Origin of the sequence: Streptomyces sp. NPDC091371 (genome assembly GCF_040684275.1) — a bacterium.
In the GTDB taxonomy this organism is placed as follows: Bacteria; Actinomycetota; Actinomycetes; order Streptomycetales; family Streptomycetaceae; genus Streptomyces.
The window spans coordinates 1-19179 of the sequence record NZ_JBFBFP010000080.1 but is presented as its reverse complement, the minus strand read 5'-3'; the positions used below and the strand labels follow the sequence as shown (position 1 = coordinate 19179).

General features: G+C 71.4%; 16 protein-coding genes. 3 read left to right on the top strand and 13 right to left on the bottom strand.

What is annotated here, in order from left to right; translation table 11 throughout:
• Positions 1 to 149: 149 nt before the first annotated feature.
• Positions 150 to 932 (top strand): 6-phosphogluconolactonase, encoded by a 783-nt coding sequence (gene pgl, locus AB0O21_RS39205; protein ID WP_365180388.1) that lies wholly within the window; start codon positions 150 to 152, stop codon positions 930 to 932.
• Positions 933 to 1017: 85 nt separating this feature from the next.
• On the opposite strand, the gene pgi is transcribed toward pgl, so the two are convergent.
• From pgi to AB0O21_RS39140, 13 genes are all read right to left on the bottom strand, one after another.
• Positions 1018 to 2670: a glucose-6-phosphate isomerase gene (pgi, locus tag AB0O21_RS39200; protein ID WP_365180394.1), complete on the bottom strand. Its 1653-nt coding sequence runs from the start codon at positions 2668 to 2670 to the stop codon at positions 1018 to 1020.
• 151 nt (positions 2671 to 2821) lie between these two features.
• The gene (locus tag AB0O21_RS39195) at positions 2822 to 3109 is read right to left on the bottom strand and encodes an RNA polymerase-binding protein RbpA (protein ID WP_030197743.1); all 288 of its coding nucleotides are present in this window, start codon (positions 3107 to 3109) and stop codon (positions 2822 to 2824) included.
• Between the two features lie 259 nt (positions 3110 to 3368).
• Entirely contained in the window at positions 3369 to 3599 is a 231-nt protein-coding gene (secG, locus tag AB0O21_RS39190; protein ID WP_363055811.1) for a preprotein translocase subunit SecG, read from the bottom strand.
• Between the two features lie 146 nt (positions 3600 to 3745).
• Positions 3746 to 4534, bottom strand: a complete 789-nt coding sequence (tpiA, locus tag AB0O21_RS39185; protein WP_365180385.1) for a triose-phosphate isomerase — start codon at positions 4532 to 4534, stop codon at positions 3746 to 3748.
• Positions 4535 to 4540: 6 nt separating this feature from the next.
• A complete protein-coding gene (locus AB0O21_RS39180) occupies positions 4541 to 5752 on the bottom strand; it encodes a phosphoglycerate kinase (RefSeq protein WP_365180382.1) in 1212 nt (403 codons plus the stop codon).
• 140 nt (positions 5753 to 5892) lie between these two features.
• Positions 5893 to 6897: a type I glyceraldehyde-3-phosphate dehydrogenase gene (gene gap, locus AB0O21_RS39175; RefSeq protein ID WP_365180379.1), complete on the bottom strand. Its 1005-nt coding sequence runs from the start codon at positions 6895 to 6897 to the stop codon at positions 5893 to 5895.
• A 210-nt stretch (positions 6898 to 7107) separates the two neighbouring features.
• Positions 7108 to 10062 (bottom strand): M14 family zinc carboxypeptidase, encoded by a 2955-nt coding sequence (locus AB0O21_RS39170; protein WP_365180376.1) that lies wholly within the window; start codon positions 10060 to 10062, stop codon positions 7108 to 7110.
• 313 nt (positions 10063 to 10375) lie between these two features.
• Positions 10376 to 11371 (bottom strand): DNA-binding protein WhiA, encoded by a 996-nt coding sequence (whiA, locus tag AB0O21_RS39165; protein ID WP_037792880.1) that lies wholly within the window; start codon positions 11369 to 11371, stop codon positions 10376 to 10378.
• A complete protein-coding gene (gene yvcK / locus AB0O21_RS39160) occupies positions 11362 to 12417 on the bottom strand; it encodes a uridine diphosphate-N-acetylglucosamine-binding protein YvcK (protein WP_365180373.1) in 1056 nt (351 codons plus the stop codon). The genes whiA and yvcK overlap by 10 nt, the downstream gene beginning before the upstream one ends.
• Positions 12414 to 13385, bottom strand: a complete 972-nt coding sequence (rapZ, locus tag AB0O21_RS39155; RefSeq protein WP_365180370.1) for an RNase adapter RapZ — start codon at positions 13383 to 13385, stop codon at positions 12414 to 12416. Before rapZ ends, yvcK begins: the two co-directional genes overlap by 4 nt.
• The gene (gene uvrC, locus AB0O21_RS39150; protein WP_365180367.1) at positions 13382 to 15394 is read right to left on the bottom strand and encodes an excinuclease ABC subunit UvrC; all 2013 of its coding nucleotides are present in this window, start codon (positions 15392 to 15394) and stop codon (positions 13382 to 13384) included. The genes rapZ and uvrC overlap by 4 nt, the downstream gene beginning before the upstream one ends.
• Positions 15395 to 15721: 327 nt before the next feature.
• Complete coding sequence (locus tag AB0O21_RS39145; protein WP_365180391.1) at positions 15722 to 16504, bottom strand: hypothetical protein; 783 nt, start codon at positions 16502 to 16504, stop codon at positions 15722 to 15724.
• Positions 16505 to 16509: 5 nt separating this feature from the next.
• Positions 16510 to 17106 (bottom strand): papain-like cysteine protease family protein, encoded by a 597-nt coding sequence (locus AB0O21_RS39140; protein WP_365180364.1) that lies wholly within the window; start codon positions 17104 to 17106, stop codon positions 16510 to 16512.
• A gap of 230 nt (positions 17107 to 17336) precedes the next feature.
• Here AB0O21_RS39140 and AB0O21_RS39135 point away from each other — a divergent pair, with 230 nt between their 5' ends.
• Positions 17337 to 18296 carry a hypothetical protein gene (locus AB0O21_RS39135; protein ID WP_365180361.1) on the top strand — a complete coding sequence of 320 codons (960 nt, stop codon included), beginning with the start codon at positions 17337 to 17339 and terminating at the stop codon, positions 18294 to 18296.
• 33 nt (positions 18297 to 18329) lie between these two features.
• Entirely contained in the window at positions 18330 to 19064 is a 735-nt protein-coding gene (locus AB0O21_RS39130; protein WP_365180358.1) for a hypothetical protein, read from the top strand.
• Positions 19065 to 19179 lie beyond the last annotated feature (115 nt).

Sequence of the window (19179 nt, the reverse complement as noted above, 5' to 3'; positions counted from 1 at the left end):
CGGACGGGCTGGAAGATCCAGCCTCGCCGGCGTTTGAGGCGCGGGGGTCCGGGGGCGGAGCCCCCGGTTTCGGGAAGGGGCGGGGTGGGGGAACAGCTCCGCGCAGCGGCCCCCACCCGCACTACCAACGAAGGCGGCAGCACATGGGTATGACGACTCCCCAGGTCGTCGTCCACCGGGACAAGGAGCTGATGGCCCAGGCCACGGCCGCCCGGCTCATCACGAAGATCGTGGACGCGCAGACGGCCCGCGGCACCGCGTCCGTCGTCCTCACCGGCGGCCGCAACGGCAACGGCCTCCTCGCCGCGCTGGCGACGGCCCCCGCCCGGGACGCCGTCGACTGGTCCCGCCTCGACCTGTGGTGGGGCGACGAGCGGTACGTCCCCGCCGACGACCCCGAGCGCAACCACACCCAGGCCCGCGCGGCCCTCCTGGACTCCGTCCCCGTCGACCCGGCCCGCGTGCACGTCATGCCCGCCTCCGACGGCCCGTACGGACCCGACGTGGACGCGGCGGCCGCGGCGTACGCCGCCGAGCTCGCGAAGGCGGCCGGCCCCGAGGACCACGGCCCGGTCCCCCGCTTCGACGTGCTGATGCTCGGCGTCGGCCCGGACACGCACGTGGCCTCCCTGTTCCCCGAGCACCCGGCGGCCCGCGAGACCGAGCGCACGGTGGTCGGCGTGCACGGCGCCCCGAAGCCCCCGCCCACCCGGATCTCCCTGACCCTCCCGGCGATCCGCGCGGCCCGCGAGGTCTGGCTGCTCGCGGCCGGCGAGGACAAGGCCGGCGCGGTGTCCATCGCCCTCGGCGGTGCGGGCGAGGTCCAGGCCCCGGCGGCGGCCGCCTACGGCCTCTTCCGCACCCTGTGGCTCCTCGACCGCGCGGCCGCGGCGAAGCTCCCGAGCGGGATGTACCCCCCGGCCTCGTCCTGACCGAGGCAACCGAAGGGCCCGCTCTCCCCGGGGAGAGCGGGCCCTTCGCCGTCAGCGCCGCCGCACGATCGGCCGACCGATCGGGTCAGCTCCTGCCTCGGAGCGTGCGGTACGTGGACACCAGCGCCTTCGTCGAGGCGTCCAGTCCGGGCACGTCCGCACCCTCGGTCAGCGCGGGCTCGACCCGCTTGGCGAGGACCTTGCCGAGCTCCACGCCCCACTGGTCGAAGGAGTCGATGTTCCACACCGCGCCCTGCACGAACACCTTGTGCTCGTACAGCGCGATCAGCTGGCCGAGCACCGCCGGGGTGAGCTCGCCCGCCAAGATGGTGGTCGTCGGGTGGTTGCCCTTGAAGGTCTTGTGCGGGACCAGCGCCTCCTGGACGCCCTCCGCCCGTACCTCCTCCGGCGTCTTGCCGAACGCCAGCGCCTGCGTCTGCGCGAAGAAGTTCGCCATCAGCAGGTCGTGCTGGGCCGCCGGGCCGGCCTCCAGGTCCGCCACGGGCCGGGCGAAGCCGATGAAGTCGGCGGGGATCATCCGGGTGCCCTGGTGGATCAGCTGGTAGTAGGCGTGCTGCCCGTTGGTGCCGGGCGTGCCCCAGAGCACCGGGCCCGTCTGCCACTCCACCGGATTGCCGTCGCGGTCCACGGACTTGCCGTTGGACTCCATGTCGAGCTGCTGCAAGTACGCCGTGAACCGGGAGAGGTAATGGCTGTACGGGAGCACCGCCTGCGACTGCGCGTCGAAGAAGGCGCCGTACCAGATCCCCAACAGGCCCAGCAGCAGCGGTGCGTTCTCCTCGGCCGGCGCCGTGCGGAAGTGCTCGTCCATGGCGTGGAAGCCGCCGAGCAGCTCCCGGAAGGCGTCCGGGCCGATCGCGATCATCAGCGAGAGCCCGATGGCCGAGTCGAAGGAGTAGCGGCCGCCGACCCAGTCCCAGAACTCGAACATGTTGGCCGGATCGATGCCGAACTCGGTGACCTTCTCGGAGTTGGTCGAGAGTGCGACGAAGTGCCGTGCCACGGCCGCCTGGTCGCCGCCCAGCCCGGCCAGCAGCCACGCGCGCGCCGAGGTGGCGTTGGTGATGGTCTCGATGGTGGTGAAGGTCTTGGAGGCGATGACGAAGAGCGTCTCGGCCGGGTCCAGGTCGCGTACCGCCTCGTGCAGGTCGGCGCCGTCCACGTTGGACACGAAGCGAACGGTCAGGCTCCGGTCGGTGAAGGCCCGCAGGGCCTCGTACGCCATCGCGGGACCGAGGTCGGAGCCGCCGATGCCGATGTTGACGACGTTCCGGATGCGCTTGCCGGTGAAGCCGGTCCACTCCCCCGACCTGATCTGGCCGGAGAAGGCGGCCATCTTGTCCAGGACGGCGTGCACGCCCGGGACGACGTTCTCGCCGTCCACCTCGACGACGGCGCCCTCCGGCGCGCGCAGTGCGGTGTGCAGGACCGCCCGGTCCTCCGTCGTGTTGATCTTCTCGCCGCGGAACATGGCCTCGCGCAGCTCCGCCACGCCCGTCGCCGCAGCCAGTTCGTGGAGCAGCGCCAGCGTCTCGTCGGTCACGAGGTGCTTCGAGTAGTCGATGTGCAGGTCCCCGACCCGCAGGGTGTAGCCGGTGCCGCGGCCCGGATTCTCCTCGAACAGCTCCCGCAGATGCGTCTGTCCGAACTCTTCCCGGTGCTTGCCGAGTGCCAGCCACTCCGGCGTCCGGTTCAGCTTCGTACGCTCCGCATTCATCTCGGACATCAACCCGTTTCTTCCATCCTGTCGTGCCCCGCCGGGTCCCAACTTAAGGGATCGGAAGCGGCACAACCGACACAAAGAGGCCCGGTCGCGCAGGAGAAGACTCCTGCGCGACCGGGCCTCAGGTCATGCGTGCCGCGGGCTCTCAGATCTCGCCGCGGAGTTTGGCGAGGGCCTCCGCGAGGATCGCCTCGCCGTCGGCGTCGGTCCGGCGCTCCCGGACGTACGCCAGGTGCGTCTTGTACGGTTCGGTGCGCGGCGGCGCCGGCGGGTTGTCGCGGTCCTGGCCGGCCGGGAACCCGCAGCGCGGGCAGTCCCAGGTGTCCGGCACTTGCGCGTCGCTGGCGAAGCTCGGCTGCGTCTCGTGCCCGTTCGAGCACCAGAAGGAGATGCGCAGGCGGGGCGCGGACTCGCCGCGCTCGGCCTCGCCCATCGGCCCCGCGCCGACCCGGCTACCACGGATCGCGTTGCCACTTGCCACGGTCGTAACTCCCCTGCGTGATGGTGCCGCCGAGCGTGAGGGTACTTCTGACACCGGCGCCCCGGGTACGTGAAGCCCAACTCACGTTCAGCGTGCGGAGGGATCGTCCCCCTCAGGTGCGGGGAGCAGAATAACTGGTTCCGCAACCAGGGCGCAGGACCTCATGATAGGCCGGGCTCCGCCGACCGTACTGCCGGTTGGCCAGAACGGTTCAGCCGCTCGACTTCATCAGCAGGCCGAGGGCGACGATGCACGCGAACCACAGCAGACCGACGACGACGGTGATGCGGTCGAGGTTGCGCTCCGCGACGGAGGAACCTCCGACCGACGACTGCATGCCGCCGCCGAACATGTCGGAAAGGCCGCCGCCCTTGCCCTTGTGCATCAGCACGAGCAGCATCAGCAGGGCGCTGAAGACGATCAGGGCGATCGAGAACCCCATAATCACGGCTGGTTCCTACTTTCTGGCTTACCGCTCTGTTTGCTTTGCGGGCTTTCCCGGCTTCGCGGGACGTGCACGGGGGCCAGCGGCTGATGGTTCAGCCCCTGGCCCCCGCAAGGGTACGACGGATCGGCCCTACCGCATACTCACTGGTCGCGGAAGCGGACGATCTTGACGAACTCGTCCGCGTCCAGCGCCGCGCCGCCGATCAGGGCGCCGTCGACGTCGGGCTGGGCCATGATCGCCGCGATGTTCCCGGACTTCACCGAGCCGCCGTACTGGATGCGGACCTTGTCGGCCAGCTCCTGCGAGTACAGCTCCGCGAGACGGCCGCGGATCGCCCCGCAGACCTCCTGGGCGTCCTCGGGGGTGGCGACCTCGCCGGTGCCGATGGCCCACACGGGCTCGTAGGCGATCACGATGGACTCGACCTGCTCGGCCGGGACGTCCTTGAGGCCTCCGTCGAGCTGGTTCAGCGTGTACTGGACCTGCTGGCCGGCCTTGCGGACGTCCAGGCCCTCGCCGACGCACAGGATCGGGGTGAGCCCGTGCTTGAAGGCGGCCTTGACCTTGGCGTTGCAGACCTCGTCGTTCTCGCCGTGGTACTGGCGGCGCTCGCTGTGGCCGACGGCCACGTACGTGCACTTCAGCTTGGCGAGCATCGGGCCGGAGATCTCACCGGTGTAGGCACCGGAGTCGTGCGCCGAGATGTCCTGGGCGCCGTACTTGATCTTCAGCTTGTCGCCGTCGACCAGGGTCTGGACCGAGCGCAGATCGACGAAGGGCGGCAGCACCGCGACCTCGACGGCGTCGTAGTCCTTGTCGGCGAGCGCGAAGGCGAGCTTCTGGACGTGCGCGATGGCCTCGAGGTGGTTGAGGTTCATCTTCCAGTTGCCCGCCATCAGCGGGGTGCGTCCGTTTACAGCGGCAGTCATTGGGTTTTAGCCCTCCAGGGCGGCGAGGCCGGGGAGCGTCTTGCCCTCGAGGTATTCGAGGGAGGCGCCGCCACCGGTGGAAATGTGGCCGAATGCGTTCTCGTCGAAGCCGAGAATACGGACCGCGGCGGCGCTGTCTCCGCCGCCGACGACGGTGAAGGCGCTGCTGTCGAGCAGGCCCTGGGCGATGGCCGTGGTGCCGCCGGCGTAGTCCGGATGCTCGAAGACGCCGACCGGGCCGTTCCAGAAGACGGTCTTGGCGTCGGCGATCTTCGACGCGTACAGCTCGCGCGTCTTCGGGCCGATGTCCAGGCCCTCCTTGTCGGCGGGGATCGCGTCCGCGGCCACCGTCTCGAAGTCGGCCGGGGTCTTGCCCTTGAGGTCGGGGAAGTCCTTGGAGACCAGCACGTCGACCGGGAGGACCAGCTCCACACCGGTGTCCTTGGCCCGCTTCATGTACTCGGTCACCGTCGGGATCTGGTCCTCCTGGAGGAGGGAGATGCCGACCTCGTGGCCCAGGGCCTTGAGGAAGGTGTAGGCCATGCCGCCGCCGATCAGGATGCGGTCGGCCTTGCCGAGCAGCTCGTCGATGACGGCGAGCTTGTCGGAGACCTTGGCGCCGCCGAGCACGACCACGTACGGGCGCTCGACGTCGGCGGTCAGCTTCTTCAGGACGCCGACCTCGGTGGCGATGAGGTAGCCGGCCGCGTGCGGGAGGCGCGCGGGCAGGTCGAAGACCGAGGCGTGCTTGCGGTGGACGGCGCCGAAGCCGTCGCCGACGTAGACGTCGGCGAGCTCGGCGAGCTGGTCCGCGAAGGCGCCGCGCTCGGCGTCGTCCTTCGAGGTCTCACCGGCGTTGAAGCGCAGGTTCTCGATGACCGCGATCTTGCCGTCGGTGAGGGCGGCGACGGTCTCCTTGGCGGAGTCGCCGACCGTGTCGGTGGCGAACGCGACGTCCGCGCCGAGCAGTTCGCCCAGCCGCTTGGCGGCGGGGGCCAGCGAGAAGGCCGGGTCCGGGGCGCCCTTGGGGCGGCCCAGGTGCGAGGCGACGACCACGCGGGCGCCGGCTTCGGCGAGCTTCGCGATGGTCGGCTGGACGGCGCGGATGCGGCCGTCGTCGGTGATGGCACCGTTCGCGAGCGGCACGTTGAGGTCCGCGCGGACGAAGACCCGCTTTCCGGCGACGCCTTCGGCGAGAAGTTCGTCGATCGTCTTCATGTGTTTCTACTCCTTGTTCCCGTGCGGGGCGTAGGGCCCACCGGGCGAAGAGGTTACGGGGCAAGCAACAGGGCCCGTGCGGCGCACCATCGCGCTGTCACGGACCCTGTGCTCACATCGTGCTGCCTTGCCCTACGTTCTTAGAGCTGACCGCCGACGAAGACGGTCAGGTCGACGAGACGGTTGGAGTAGCCCCACTCGTTGTCGTACCAGCCGACGACCTTGACGCTCTTGCCCTGGACCATGGTCAGGGAGGAGTCGAAGGTGCAGGAGGCGGGCCAGTTCACGATGTCGGAGGAGACGATCGCGTCCTCCGTGTAGTCCAGGACGCCCTTCAGCTGGCCCTCGGCGGCCTTCTGGAAGGCGTTGTTGACCTCGTCCTTGGTCACCTCGCGCTCCAGCTCGATGACCAGGTCGGTCACGGAGCCGGTGGGGACCGGGACGCGCATCGCGATGCCGTCGAGCTTGCCCGCGAGCTCCGGGATCACCAGGGCGGTGGCCTTGGCGGCACCGGTGGTGGTCGGGATGATGTTCTCGGCGGCCGCGCGCGCCCTGCGCAGGTCCGAGTGCGGGAAGTCGAGGATGCGCTGGTCGTTGGTGTAGGCGTGGACCGTCGTCATCATGCCCTTGACGATGCCGAAGTTCTCCAGGAGGACCTTGGCCATCGGCGCCACGCAGTTCGTGGTGCAGGAGGCGTTGGAGATGACGTGGTGCTTGGCCGCGTCGTACTTGTCCTGGTTGACACCCATCACAATGGTGATGTCCTCGTCCTTGGCCGGAGCCGAGATGAGGACCTTCTTCGCACCGGCGGCGATGTGCTTGGCCGCGTCCGCCTTCTTCGTGAAGATGCCCGTGGACTCGATGACGATGTCGGCACCCAGCTCGCCCCAGGGGAGGTTCGCGGGGTCGCGCTCGGCGAAGGTCTTGAAGGTGTTGCCACCGACCGTGATGGTGTCTTCGGTGTGGGAGACCTCGGCCTTGAGACGGCCCAGGATGGTGTCGTACTTGAGCAGGTGCACCAGAGTGGCGTTGTCGGTCAGGTCATTGACACCGACGATCTCGATGTCCGCTCCCTGCTCCAGAAGCGCCCGGAAGTAGTTGCGGCCAATTCGGCCAAAACCATTGATGCCTACGCGGATCGTCACGAACCGATCTCCTCGTGGTACGCCGGCCTGTCCCGCCGGCGAGCTGTATGGGATGTCCCCGACCGCTTACGACCCTACCTCTCCGTGAGCTTTTGAGTGACATCGAAAGAGACCTGACACGCCCCGGGGGCCTGCGCCGGACGCGCCGGCACGGGACCCCGGGGACCTTGGCCCCTGTCACTCAGGGTGACCGCGGAACGGGGGTGTCGGTCAGTGGTTCAGCGCCCGAAGCGCCTTACCGACAAGTAGCGAGCGGTCGGCTGCGGCCGGCAGGTGTTCCAGGCCGAAGCCGAGCAGGACGGTGTCACGCGTAGTGACGGCCGCGTAGGACTTGAACAGCTCTCCGGACCGGGACCAATCGCCCGGAACTTCAGGGCTTCCGGCGGGCGCGCCCTGGGCGCTCCAGGCACCGAGGGAGGTCTCGAAACCCTCAGTGGTCTGGTCCACTCCGCCCACGGACAGCCGGGCCTCGTCCGCGAAGACGCCCCGGCCGCCCACGCCGCCGTCGGTGATGTAGGAGAGCGAGACCTCCACGGTCTTGCCGGCGTAGGCGCTCAGGTCGAAGGAGACCTGCTTCCAGCCGGCGGAGGAGGCCGTGAAGGTGTTCCACGCGCCGCTGGTTCCCTGCGGGGTGCAGCCGCCTCCCTCCAGGGTGAGGTAGTGGCGCAGGAACGGGTGGCCGTTGATGAAGAATCCGGCCCCGCACTCCTCGGGTACGGCGCTGCTGGTCAGGCCGCCCGAATCCGGCAGGGTGGTCCAGTCGTCCGCACCGACCGTGTGCGCCTCCAGTGCGGCGTGGTCGTAGCCCTCCTCGACGTTCCAGCTCAGGGCGAGCTTCAGCTTCGGCTGGTCGGCCGCGGTGACGCCGGTCAGGTCGATCGTGCGCACGAGGCGCTTCCAGTCGTCGTCGGCGTGCAGGGCCGAGGCCATCTGGGTGCCCGCGTAGGGGGCGTACGGGTTCACGACCCCGGCGAACCGGCCCGCCTGCGCGCTCTTGAACTGCGGGAACTGTGCGGGGGCCAGGGTCTCGGACGTGACGGTGTAGGAGCCGGGGGCGTTCAGCGGGTTGCCCGCGGCGTCCCCGAGGGCGCCCTGCGTGCCGCCGAGGGCGCCGGCGCCGGTGAAGCCGGTCGCACCGGCGGCGCTCGTACGTCCGTAGGCGCCGAGCCAGTACTGGCTGAAGTCGTTGGTCACGGCGCGGCCGACCTGGGCGTTGCCGCCCGCCAGCTCACCGGCCTCGATCAGCTTGCCGCCCTCGTTCAGGAAGTCGCGTACGGCCAACTGGGTTTCCCCGCCGGGGGTCTTGGCCCCGGTGTAGTGGAAGGCCGTACCGAAGTGGGAGAGCACCCCGAGGTGGTGCGGGACGCCCTGGACGGCGACGTCCCAGACCGCGGCGGACCTGCCGTTGGCGCGCAGGGCGTCGACGTAGGCCTGGGCGTGCTGGGCCTTCGCCCCCTCCTCGGCGATCACCAGCACGTCCGCGCGCGGCCGCTCGGCGACCGTGTACGTGAAGTGCTCGCTGGAGGCCTTCCTGCCGGAGTGGTCGCGGCCGGTGAACCAGACCTCGACCTTGTCGCCGGGCCGGGCGCCTTCGACCTCGGCCCGGTACTCGTCGAACCAGTTGTTGTCGTCGCCGCCGTAGACCTCGCCGCCCTTCCAGGCCTCCAGGTCCTCGTCGTGCGTGCGGCCGCCGTTGATCCGGTAGTTGAGCTCCTTGTCCTTCAGTGCCTTGCGGGCCGTGACGGAGACCGTCTGGTCCTGCCCGCGGGCCGCGTAGGAGGTGGTGAAGGGGTCGAGCGTGAAGTCCGCGGCGCTCAGCCCCACGGCCGAGGCCGGGCGGTCGGGGTGCGCGGCGCTCTCGCCGACCGTGAGGGCGAAGGGGATGTTCTTGGCGAACTCGGCCTGGATGAGCTTCTCGTCGTCCGGGAAGTTGAAGCCGGAGGCACAGTCCTCGGGCTTCCACTGGTCGTTCGGGTCGATCGCGGAGGCCGTCTGGCAGGTGGTCATCTCCGGCGTGAACATCATGATGCCGTTGACGTTGGAGGCGTGGCCGTCGGCCTCGCCGTTGGTGGTGTAGAGCTCGGAGGAGACCTGCGGGTAGTAGCCGGGGACGGCGGGGTTCTCCGGGGTGCCGGCGAGCGCCTTGTAGGCGACGTCGTCGGGGGTGGGGGTGGCCACCTGCCAGCCCACGCCGTAGAGGATCAGCTCGGCGGCGGAGTGGTAGTTGACGGCGTACTCGAAGCCGATGCGCTTCTGGAAGGCGTCGAGGGCGACGGTCTCGGGCTCGGAGGAGGCGGTCGGGCCGCGGTAGGTCTCGCTGGCCTGGTTCGGCGAGGAGCCCTCGTTGTCATAGCCCCACTTGAAGGCGAAGTTGCGGTTGAGGTCGACGCCGTCGCCGGTGGTGATCTTGCCGTCGCCGTTGTTGTCGTGCAGGTTCTTGCGCCACAGCCGCTCGCCGTCGGGCGCGTGGGTGTAGTCGTAGCCGTCCGGGTTGGCGGAGAGCAGGAACCACAGCTCGGTGGAGTCCACCAGCTTGGTGATCCGGGCGTCCTTGCCGTAGCTGTCGAGCGTGTGGTGCATCAGCCGCCGGGTCATCTCGGGGGTGATCCACTCGCGGGCGTGCTGGTTGGACATGTAGAGCACGGAGGGCTTGTCGCCGTCCTTGGTCTTCTTGGCGTTCTTGGTGACCTTCAGGGCGAGGATGTCCTTGCCCTGGACGGTCTTGCCGATGGAGACGACCTTGGTGAGCCCGGGGTTCTCCTGGGCGGTCCGCAGGATCTCCTCCTGGAGGCCGCCCTTGCCGCTGTACGGGCGGAACACCCCGTCCCCGGCGGCCTTGGCCCGGGCCAGGCCCTCGGCGGCGACCTTGCGTTCGGCGAGCTTGACGCCCTGGGCGCCGAGCTCCCGGGCCTGGGCGGTGGTGAGGAAGAGCTCGACGCGGGCGGTCCCGGATTCCGGGGCGCGCTCGGAGAGCTCGTGGGCGTCCTGGCCTGCGGCGAGGACGAGCGGGACCTGTTCCCGGGTGATGTCCGCGTCGTAGACCCGCACCTCATCGGCGGCGGGCGCGGAGCCGGACTGTCCCTGGGCCGCCGCGGGCAGCGCGGCGAGTGTGGTTCCGATGACGAGTGCGCTTGCGGCGAGGATCGATCTCGCGCGGTGCCTCATGTGCCCCCCTGGGCGTCGTCAGCCACGAAAGCGTTGGGGGCCAGGCTCACGATCGCGCGATGCCCCTGTCAATGGGGCGTACCGCCCCGCCGGGGCGGATTCAGCCGCATGGCCACCCCCGGCCCCACGGGCCACACCACGGGGTTCTTTCAGCCCCGCCGGCGTTTGAGGCGCGGGGGTCCGGGGGCAGAGCCCCCGGGGGAACGGACGAAGGGCGGGTAGGGGACCGGCACCGCGCAGCGGCACACCACCCGCACCCGCCCTCAGGCCCCGGCCCGACGGCCCCGGCCCCGGCCCCGGCCCCGGCCCCGGCTCAGCCGGCCATGTTGTCGGCCAGCTCCTCGCTGAGGTCGAGGTTCGACTCGGTGCCCGGGATCCCCAGATCCTGTGCGCGCTTGTCCGCCATCGCCAGCAGCCGGCGGATCCGGCCCGCGACCGCGTCCTTGGTCAGCGGCGGGTCGGCGAGCGCGCCCAGCTCCTCCAGGGAGGCCTGCTTGTGCTCCATCCGCAGCCGGCCGGCCGCGGCGAGGTGCTCGGGGACCTCCTCGCCGAGGATCTCCAGCGCGCGCTGCACGCGGGCGCCGGCGGCCACCGCGGCCCGTGCCGAGCGGCGCAGGTTGGCGTCGTCGAAGTTGGCCAGGCGGTTGGCGGTGGCGCGCACCTCGCGCCGCATCCGCCGCTCCTCCCAGGCCAGCACCGACTCGTGCGCGCCGAGCCGGGTCAGCAGGGCGCCGATCGCGTCGCCGTCGCGGACCACGACCCGGTCGACGCCGCGGACCTCGCGGGCCTTGGCGGCGATGGAGAGCCTGCGTGCGGCGCCCACCAGGGCCAGGGCGGCCTCCGGGCCGGGGCAGGTGACCTCCAGGGAGGAGGACCTGCCCGGCTCGGTCAGCGAGCCGTGGGCCAGGAACGCGCCGCGCCAGGCGGCCTCGGCGTCACAGGTGGCCCCGGAGACCACCTGCGGGGGCAGACCCCGGATGGGGCGGCCGCGGCCGTCCACGAGGCCCGTCTGGCGTGCCAGCTGGTCACCGCCGGCCACGACGCGGACCACGTAGCGGCTGCCGCGGCGCAGCCCGCCGGGAGCCATGACCACCAGGTCCGAGGAGTGCCCGAAGATCTCCAGGATGTCCTTGCGCAGGCGCCTGGCCGCGATCCCGGTGTCGAGCTCCGCCTCGATGACGATGCGGCCGCTCACCAGGTGGAGGCCGCCGGCGAACCGAAGAATCGCCGAGACCTCCGCCTTCCTGCAGCAGGTCCGGGTGACGGGCAGGCGGGAGATCTCATCCTTCACCGCGGGCGTCATCGCCATGGGCCGATCCTTCCATGCATCCGAAAAATACGGTCGTACGCGGCGGCCAGCAGCTCCGGGTCATGCTTCGGAGAGCCGTCCTGCCTGGCCACCGGCGCCAGCTCGACCGCGGCGCCGAACCGCTTTGCGGCATCGGCGAGGGACTCGCGGTCGGGCACGGCGGCCTCGTCGGCCAGCACCACGTCCAGGGCGAGTTTAGGGGCGTGTCGGGCCAAAACCTCCAAATGACGCTGCGGAGAGAAGCCCTCTGTTTCACCGGGCTGCGGCGCGAGGTTCAGCGAGAGGACCCGCCGGGCCTTGGTCTCGACCAGCGCGTCGAGCAGTTCCGGCACCAGCAGGTGCGGGATCACGGAGGAGAACCAGGACCCCGGGCCGAGCACCACCCAGTCCGCGTCGAGCACCGCGGCGACCGCTTCCGGGACGGCCGGCGGATCGCTCGGCACGACCTGGACGGAGAGCACCTCGCCGGGGGTGAGGGCCACCGTGGCCTGCCCGCGGACCGTGTCCACGTACTCGGGGCGCGCCGGATCGTGGCCCCTGACCAGGGCCTGGAGCTCCAGCGGCACCGCCGACATGGGCAGCACGCGGCCCTGCGCCCCGAGCAGCTTCCCGACCAGGTCGAGGGCCTGGACGGGGTCGCCGAGCTGTTCCCACAGGGCGACGATCAGCAGGTTGCCGACGGCGTGCCCGTGCAGGTCGCCCTCGGACTGGAAGCGGTGCTGGATGACGCGGGACCAGGTCTGGCCCCAGTCGTCGTCCCCGCACAGCGCGGCCAGCGCCTTGCGCAGATCGCCGGGCGGCAGCACGCCGAGCTCCTCCCGGAGCCGGCCGCTGGAGCCGCCGTCGTCGGCGACGGTGACCACGGCGGTGAGGTCACCGGTGATGCGGCGCAGGGCGGCGAGGGAGGCCGACAGGCCCTGGCCGCCGCCGAGCGCGACCACCTTCGGCGTGGCGCCGCGGCGGCGGGCGGAGCGGCGCGCGCCGTCCTCGCCCCGGATGGGGGCGAGGCGGCGCAGGCGGCTCAGCCGCGGGGTCCGTGCGGTCACTCGCGCCCCATGTCCCTGTGGACGACGACGGTCTCGACTCCCTCGGAGGCGAGGCGGGCGGCGAGCTTCTCGGACATGGCCACGCTGCGGTGCTTGCCGCCCGTGCAGCCGACCGCGATGGTCACGTACCGCTTGCCCTCACGGCGGTAGCCGGTGGCGATGAGCTGGAGCAGCTCGGTGTACCGGTCGAGGAACTCCTTGGCGCCGGGCTGGCTGAAGACGTACCCCGACACCTCCTCGTTGAGCCCGGTGAAGGGGCGCAGCTCCGGGACCCAGTGCGGGTTGGGGATGAACCGGCAGTCGACGACGAGGTCGGCGTCGACGGGCAGGCCGTACTTGAAGCCGAAGGACATGACGGTGGCCCGCAGCTCGGGCTCCTCGTCGCCGGCGAACTGGGCGTCCATCTTGGCGCGCAGCTCGTGCACGTTCAGGCTGGAGGTGTCGATCACCAGGTCGGCGTCGCCGCGCAGCTCGCGCAGCAGGTCGCGCTCGGCGGCGATGCCGTCGGTGATGCGCCCGTCGCCCTGGAGGGGGTGCGGGCGGCGGACCGACTCGAAGCGGCGCACCAGCGCGTCGTCGGAGGACTCGAGGAAGACGACGCGGCGGGTGACTCCGCGGGTGTCGAGGTCGGCGAGGGACTCGCGCAGGGCGTCGAAGAACTGGCGGCCGCGGACGTCGACGACGACGGCGATGCGCGCCACGTTGCCCTGGGAGCGGGCGCCCAGCTCCACCATGGTGGGGATCAGCGCCGGCGGCAGGTTGTCGACGACGAACCAGCCGAGGTCCTCCAGACACTTGGCCGCCGTACTGCGGCCGGCCCCGGACATCCCGGAGATGATCACCAGCTCGGGGATGGCCGCCTCGGCGGTCTCGCCGGGCTCCACTGTCGTGCCCGTACTCACCTGTGCTCCGTCTCGGTCGTGCATGGTCTCGTGCGTGGTCTCGGGTGCGGTCTCGTGCTTGGTCATTGCTCGGTCCCCCGATCGGACGACGATCCCGCTGGCGCGGGGGTCTCGTCCTCCATGATCTCTCCTGTGGCCGTATTGACGGCAGGACCGGCGGGAACCGCGTTCGCGAGAGCCGCGGCCACGGTCTCGGCCGTCTTGCGGCCTATGCCCGGGACCTCGCAGATCTGGTCGATTGTCGCCTGTCTCAGCTTCTTCACCGAACCGAAGTGCTTCACCAGGGCCTGCTTGCGGGTCTCCCCGAGCCCGGGCACCTCGTCCAGGGGCCCGGACTTCAGGCGCTTGGCGCGCTTGTTGCGCTGGTACTGGATGGCGAAGCGGTGGGCTTCGTCACGCACCCGCTGGAGCAGGTAGAGGCCCTCGCTGGTGCGGGGCAGCACGACCGGGTCGTCCTCGCCGGGCAGCCAGACCTCCTCCAGGCGCTTGGCCAGGCCGCACACGGCGACGTCGTCGACCCCGAGCTCCTCCAGGGCCCGCTTGGCGGCGGCGACCTGCGGCTGCCCGCCGTCGACGACGACGAGCTGGGGCGGGTAGGCGAAGCGCTTGGCCCGCCCGTCGTCCTCGGGCGCGCCGTCCTCCTCGCCCTCCTCGGCGTCCCACTCCCCCGTCTTCAGCTTCTCCTGGAGGTAGCGGCGGAAGCGCCGGGAGACCACCTCGTGCATGGAGCGGACGTCGTCCTGCCCCTCGAAGGACTTGATCTGGAAGCGCCGGTACTCGCTCTTCCTGGCCAGCCCGTCCTCGAAGACGACCATCGACGCGACGACGTCGTCGCCCTGGAGGTGCGAGATGTCGAAGCATTCGATGCGCAGCGGGGCGCTGTCCAGCTCCAGGGCCTCGGCGATCTCCTCCAGGGCCCGGGAGCGGGTGGTCAGGTCGCCGGCGCGCTTGGTCTTGTGCAGCGCAAGGGACTGCACGGCGTTGCGGTGGACGGTCTCCATCAGCGCCTTCTTGTCGCCGCGCTGCGGGATGCGGAGGCTGACGTTGGAACCGCGCCGCTCGGCGAGCCACTGGTTCAGCGCCGGGGTGTCCTCGGGCAGCGCCGGGACCAGCACCTCCTTGGGCACGCTCTCGCCGCTCTCCTCCCCGTAGAGCTGCTGGAGGGCGTGCTCGACGAGCCCGGCGGTGTCCACGGCCTCGACCTTGTCGGTGATCCAGCCGCGCTGGCCGCGGACCCGGCCGCCGCGGACGTGGAAGATCTGCACGGCGGCTTCGAGCTCGTCCTCCGCGACGGCGATCAGGTCGGCGTCGGTGGCGTCGGCGAGCACGACGGCGTTCTTCTCCATGGCCCGGCGCAGGGCCCCTATGTCGTCGCGCAGCCGGGCGGCCTTCTCGTACTCCATCTCCTCGGCCGCCTCGTGCATGTCCTTCTCCAGGCGGGAGAGGTAGGTGCCGGTGCGGCCGGCCATGAAGTCGCAGAAGTCCTCGGCCAGTTCGCGGTGCTCCTCGGGGGTGACCCGGCCGACGCAGGGCGCGGAGCACTTGCCGATGTAGCCGAGCAGGCAGGGGCGGCCGATCTGCGCGGAGCGCTTGAACACGCCGGCGGAGCAGGTCCGGACCGGGAACACCCGGAGCATCAGGTCGACGGTCTCGCGGATCGCCCAGGCGTGGCCGTACGGGCCGAAGTAGCGCACGCCCTTCTTCTTCGGGCCGCGCATGACCTGGACGCGCGGGTACTCCTCGTTCATGGTGACGGCGAGGGAGGGGTAGCTCTTGTCGTCCCGGTACTTGACGTTGAACCGGGGGTCGTACTCCTTGATCCAGGAGTACTCCAGCTGCAGTGCCTCGACCTCGGTGGAGACGACGGTCCACTCGACGGAGGCGGCCGTGGTCACCATGGTGGCGGTACGGGGGTGCAGGCTCGCGAGGTCCTGGAAGTAGTTCGCCAGGCGTTGGCGCAGGCTCTTGGCCTTCCCGACGTAGATCACCCGGCGGTGCTCGTCGCGGAACCGGTACACCCCCGGGGAGTCGGGGATCTGTCCCGGCTTGGGTCGGTAACTGGAAGGGTCGGCCATGCCAACACCCTACTGGCGGCCGCCGACAACCTGCGGTACGCGTCCTCCCCACACGGCGGCCCGGCCGTCGCGGCCCCCCTCCGCCCCGACCGCCCGCTGCGCGGGGCTGTCCCCCACCCCGCCCCTTCCCGTAACCGGGGCTCCGCCCCGGACCCCGGTCCTCAAACGCCGGACGGGCTGTAACTCCAGCCTCGCCGGCGTTTGAGGCGCGGGGTCTGGGGCGGAGCCCCAGTTCGGGAAGGGGCGGAGTGGGGGAAGGCCCCGCCAGGGCCCGGTCCTGGCCGGGAGCCGGGCCCTGGCGGGGCATGGGGGCTACGGGGCAGGCGGCTACGCCCCCCGGCGCGAGCGGCGGACCGCGGCGGCCACGCCCAGCGCGCCGAGCGCCACGGCGCCGGCCGCGACCCCGCCCACCGAAGCCGCGTCGGCGCCCGCGGCGGACGGCTCGTCGAAGCCTCCCGCCCTGCCGCCCTCGGCATAGGCGGAGCCGGGGAGCTTGTCCCCGTACGCCGAGACGACCCGCGCCCGGTACCGCGCGAGGCTCGTCCCCCCGGCCCCCACCGCCCGCACCGCGTCCTCGTCCAGCGGCAGCACCCGCTCGCCCCCGGCCACGTACCACGCGTCGATCTGCGGCTCGCGGAACACCGTCCCGCCGGGCAGTTTCTCCGCGCCCAGCTGCGCGTAGCGGAACTCGTCGTCGCCGGTGGCGATGTTCACCACCTGCCACCCCGCCGCCGTCCGCGCCGTCCACAGCACGGCCTGCTGCCCGTCGGCGGAGACGGCCTTGCCGGCGAGGAACTCCAGGCGGGCCACGGACGCGCCCGCCTTCCCCGCGACGAAGTCCGGGGAGAGGTGGTTGACCGGTATCGCCTCCCCCTCGATCCGGGGCTGCGCGGCGGCGGGCGAGACCTTCCCCTCCCGCGCGAAGAAGCGGGAGAGCGTGGCCAGGGTGTCCGGCGACCCGGCCGCCCGCGCGGCGGCGGCCCGTGTCTCGGCGGTGACGGCCTGCGGCTGCGGAACGGGGGCCGCGGAGGCCTGCGCGGCGGGCCCGAGGAGGGCGGTGGCCGCGAGGACCGCGGCGGCGGCGGTGACGCGCAGGGTCATGGCGGTCATGGCGGTCACGCCCCGATCCGGTAGAGGGAGTGGGTCCAGGAGAAGGTGCTGTTGTCCACGTACCAGGCGTGCGAGGCCCAGTTGTAGCGGTCGCTGGAGGGCCACGGGTCGCCCCAGTAGACCCAGCTGTTCGCGGTGTCGTAGCCGTAGATGACGTGCATGTGGCCGCCTCCGTTGGACCACTGGATCCGCGTCTCGACCGGGCGGTTGGCGTTGATCTCGGTCTGGACGGTGGAGTACTGGAGCCAGCCGGTGACGTACGAGCCGGGGTTGATGCCGGCCCAGCGCAGCCCGGTCTGGACGTTGCCGAGGGTGGCCTGGTTGTTCGGGCAGTCGTAGCCCTGCTGGCGGTTGAAGGCGGCGTTGCAGAACTGGTTCTGGGTGTAGGTGCGGCCGAACCAGGTGGCGATGGTGTTGCCGCCCGCGGCCCAGCACCAGTTGGTCTTCTGCTGGGCCTGCATGGTGACGTTCAGGCGCTTGTAGGCGAGCGCGGATTGGGCGTCGGTATCGGCGGCGGTGGCGGTACCGGCACTCAGGGGCAGTGCGAGGAGCAGGGCGGTGAGGAGGGCGGCCAGGGAATGCCGCCGGTTTCTGTTGCGCATCGCGTTCCTCCCGAGGTGGGGATCGTGGGGGTGGAGGAGCGCGTCCGGACGCTGTGGAGGAGCATCGGGGTGTTGTCGCGAGCAGGTCAACACGCTTCAATACGCGGTGACATTGCAGTGTGAACGGTGGGACTGCGGTGTGAACGGTGGCTCTCGTGCCACCTGCTCCCCCGGCACCACCGGCCCGGCCCCCCACGCCGGCGCGTGTGAACGTTCACAGAGGAGCGGCGATGCGGCCGACCGGGAACACGGCGGGCACCGCGAACGAGGACAGAGCGGCGGAACTCGGCCGGTTACTGCGCGGCGGCCCCTTCCACCTCGCCCTGCGCGCCGCCCTCGCCGCACGCGGCCTGCCCCTGCACCGGGTGCAGCACCGGCTCGCGGCGCGCGGCATCAAGGTCGGTGTCACCAGCCTCAGTTACTGGCAGCAGGGCGCCCGCCGGCCCCGCCACCCGGAGTCCCTGCGGGCCGTCACCGCCCTGGAACAGATCCTGGAGCTGCCGGACGGCGCCCTGCTGCGCCTGCTGGCCTCCCCGGAACGGGACCCCGGGCCCGCCCGTCCGGCCGCCCGCTCCTACCGCGCCCTGTTCAGCATGGGCGAGGCGGTGGAGCGGCTGCTGGACGCGATGGAGCTCCCCTCGGACGGCGGGCTGCACACGCTCGGCCACCACGAGCGGGTCCGCATCGGGCCGGCGGGCGAGATGCGGGCCCGCGACTCGCAGCAGATCGTCCGGGCGCACCGCGACGGCGTCGACCGCTACCTGGCCGTCCACCACGGCGACCCGGGCTGCGACGTGTCCCGGATGCGCGTGACGGCGTACGAGAACTGCCGCACGGGCCGGGTCCGCTGCCACCCGGAGGCCGGGGTGGTGGTCGCGGAGCTGCTCTTCGACGCGCGGCTGCGGCGCGGGGACACGTACGTCTTCGGCTACGGGGTCGAGGACGGCACGGGCGCGCGCAGCGGCGAGTACGTACGCGGCTTCAGCTACGCGGGCGGCCAGTACATGCTCCAGGTCCGCTTCGACGAGGCGGCCCTGCCGGTGCGCTGCCGCCGCTTCGCCCGCACCGGCCCCGACTCCCCGCGCACCGGCCTCGCGGACCTGACCCCGAGCGGGCGGCACCGGGCGGTGCACCTGCTGGAGCAGTCGGTGCGGCGCGGGATTCTGGGGATCGCCTGGGACTGGGACTGAACGGTGTCGGTGCGCTGCCATACCCTCCGGCGCATGATCCCCCTTCCGACGGGCCTGGCCGAGGGCCCCTACGACGCCGCCTTCCTACCGCGGCTGCAGATGTCCTTCCGGGCCGCGCAGGAGCCGGTGACGGAGCCGGTGTCGAAGTTCGGCGGACAGCCGGTATGGCTGGAGGAACCGGCGTGGCCGGTGCATCCGCAGACCGGCGAACCGCTGGTGTTCATCGCGCAGTTCCGGGTGCCGGGTGACGAAGTGCGCCTCGCGTACCTGTTCCTCCACGAGGAGGGCGTCGAGATGAGCGGCACCGACCCGGAGGACGGCGAGGCCGTGGTCGTCGTACAGCCGGGCGGCCGGATGCCCGCCTTCGCCGCCATCGGGCCCGCGGGGACGCGCGGGCGGACCCTCTGGCGGTGGGGTCCCGGCCAGGAGGAGGTCCCCGTCGAGTGGCTGGTCGACCTCACACCGATGCCGCCGGACCTGGACGAGGCGGCGAACCAGTACGCCGCGTGCAGCCGGTACCTCCGGGGCGAGGGCCCGGAGGCCGAGGTCCCGGAGGACGACTGGCCCGGAGACTTCGTGGGCGGGGAGGCGCTCTACCCCAACGACCAGGCGTTCGGCATCGCGCCCCCATGGCAGTTCCTGTGCCAGTTCGAGGACCGCGGCGAGGCGGAGGAGGACCCGTTCTTCCTCAACTTCGGCTACGGAACCGGCTTCGTCTTCCTCAGCCCCGACCGCCGTGAAGGCCGATTCCTCTGGGACTGCAGCTAGTGCTGTGACCGGCCACAGCACTAGGGGGTGTCCGGCGGATCAGGGCCGGGCCCGCGCCGCCTGGCACCGCGCCTTGCCGCGTTGTCGTCGGTCGTCGATGCTCCGCATCGACTCC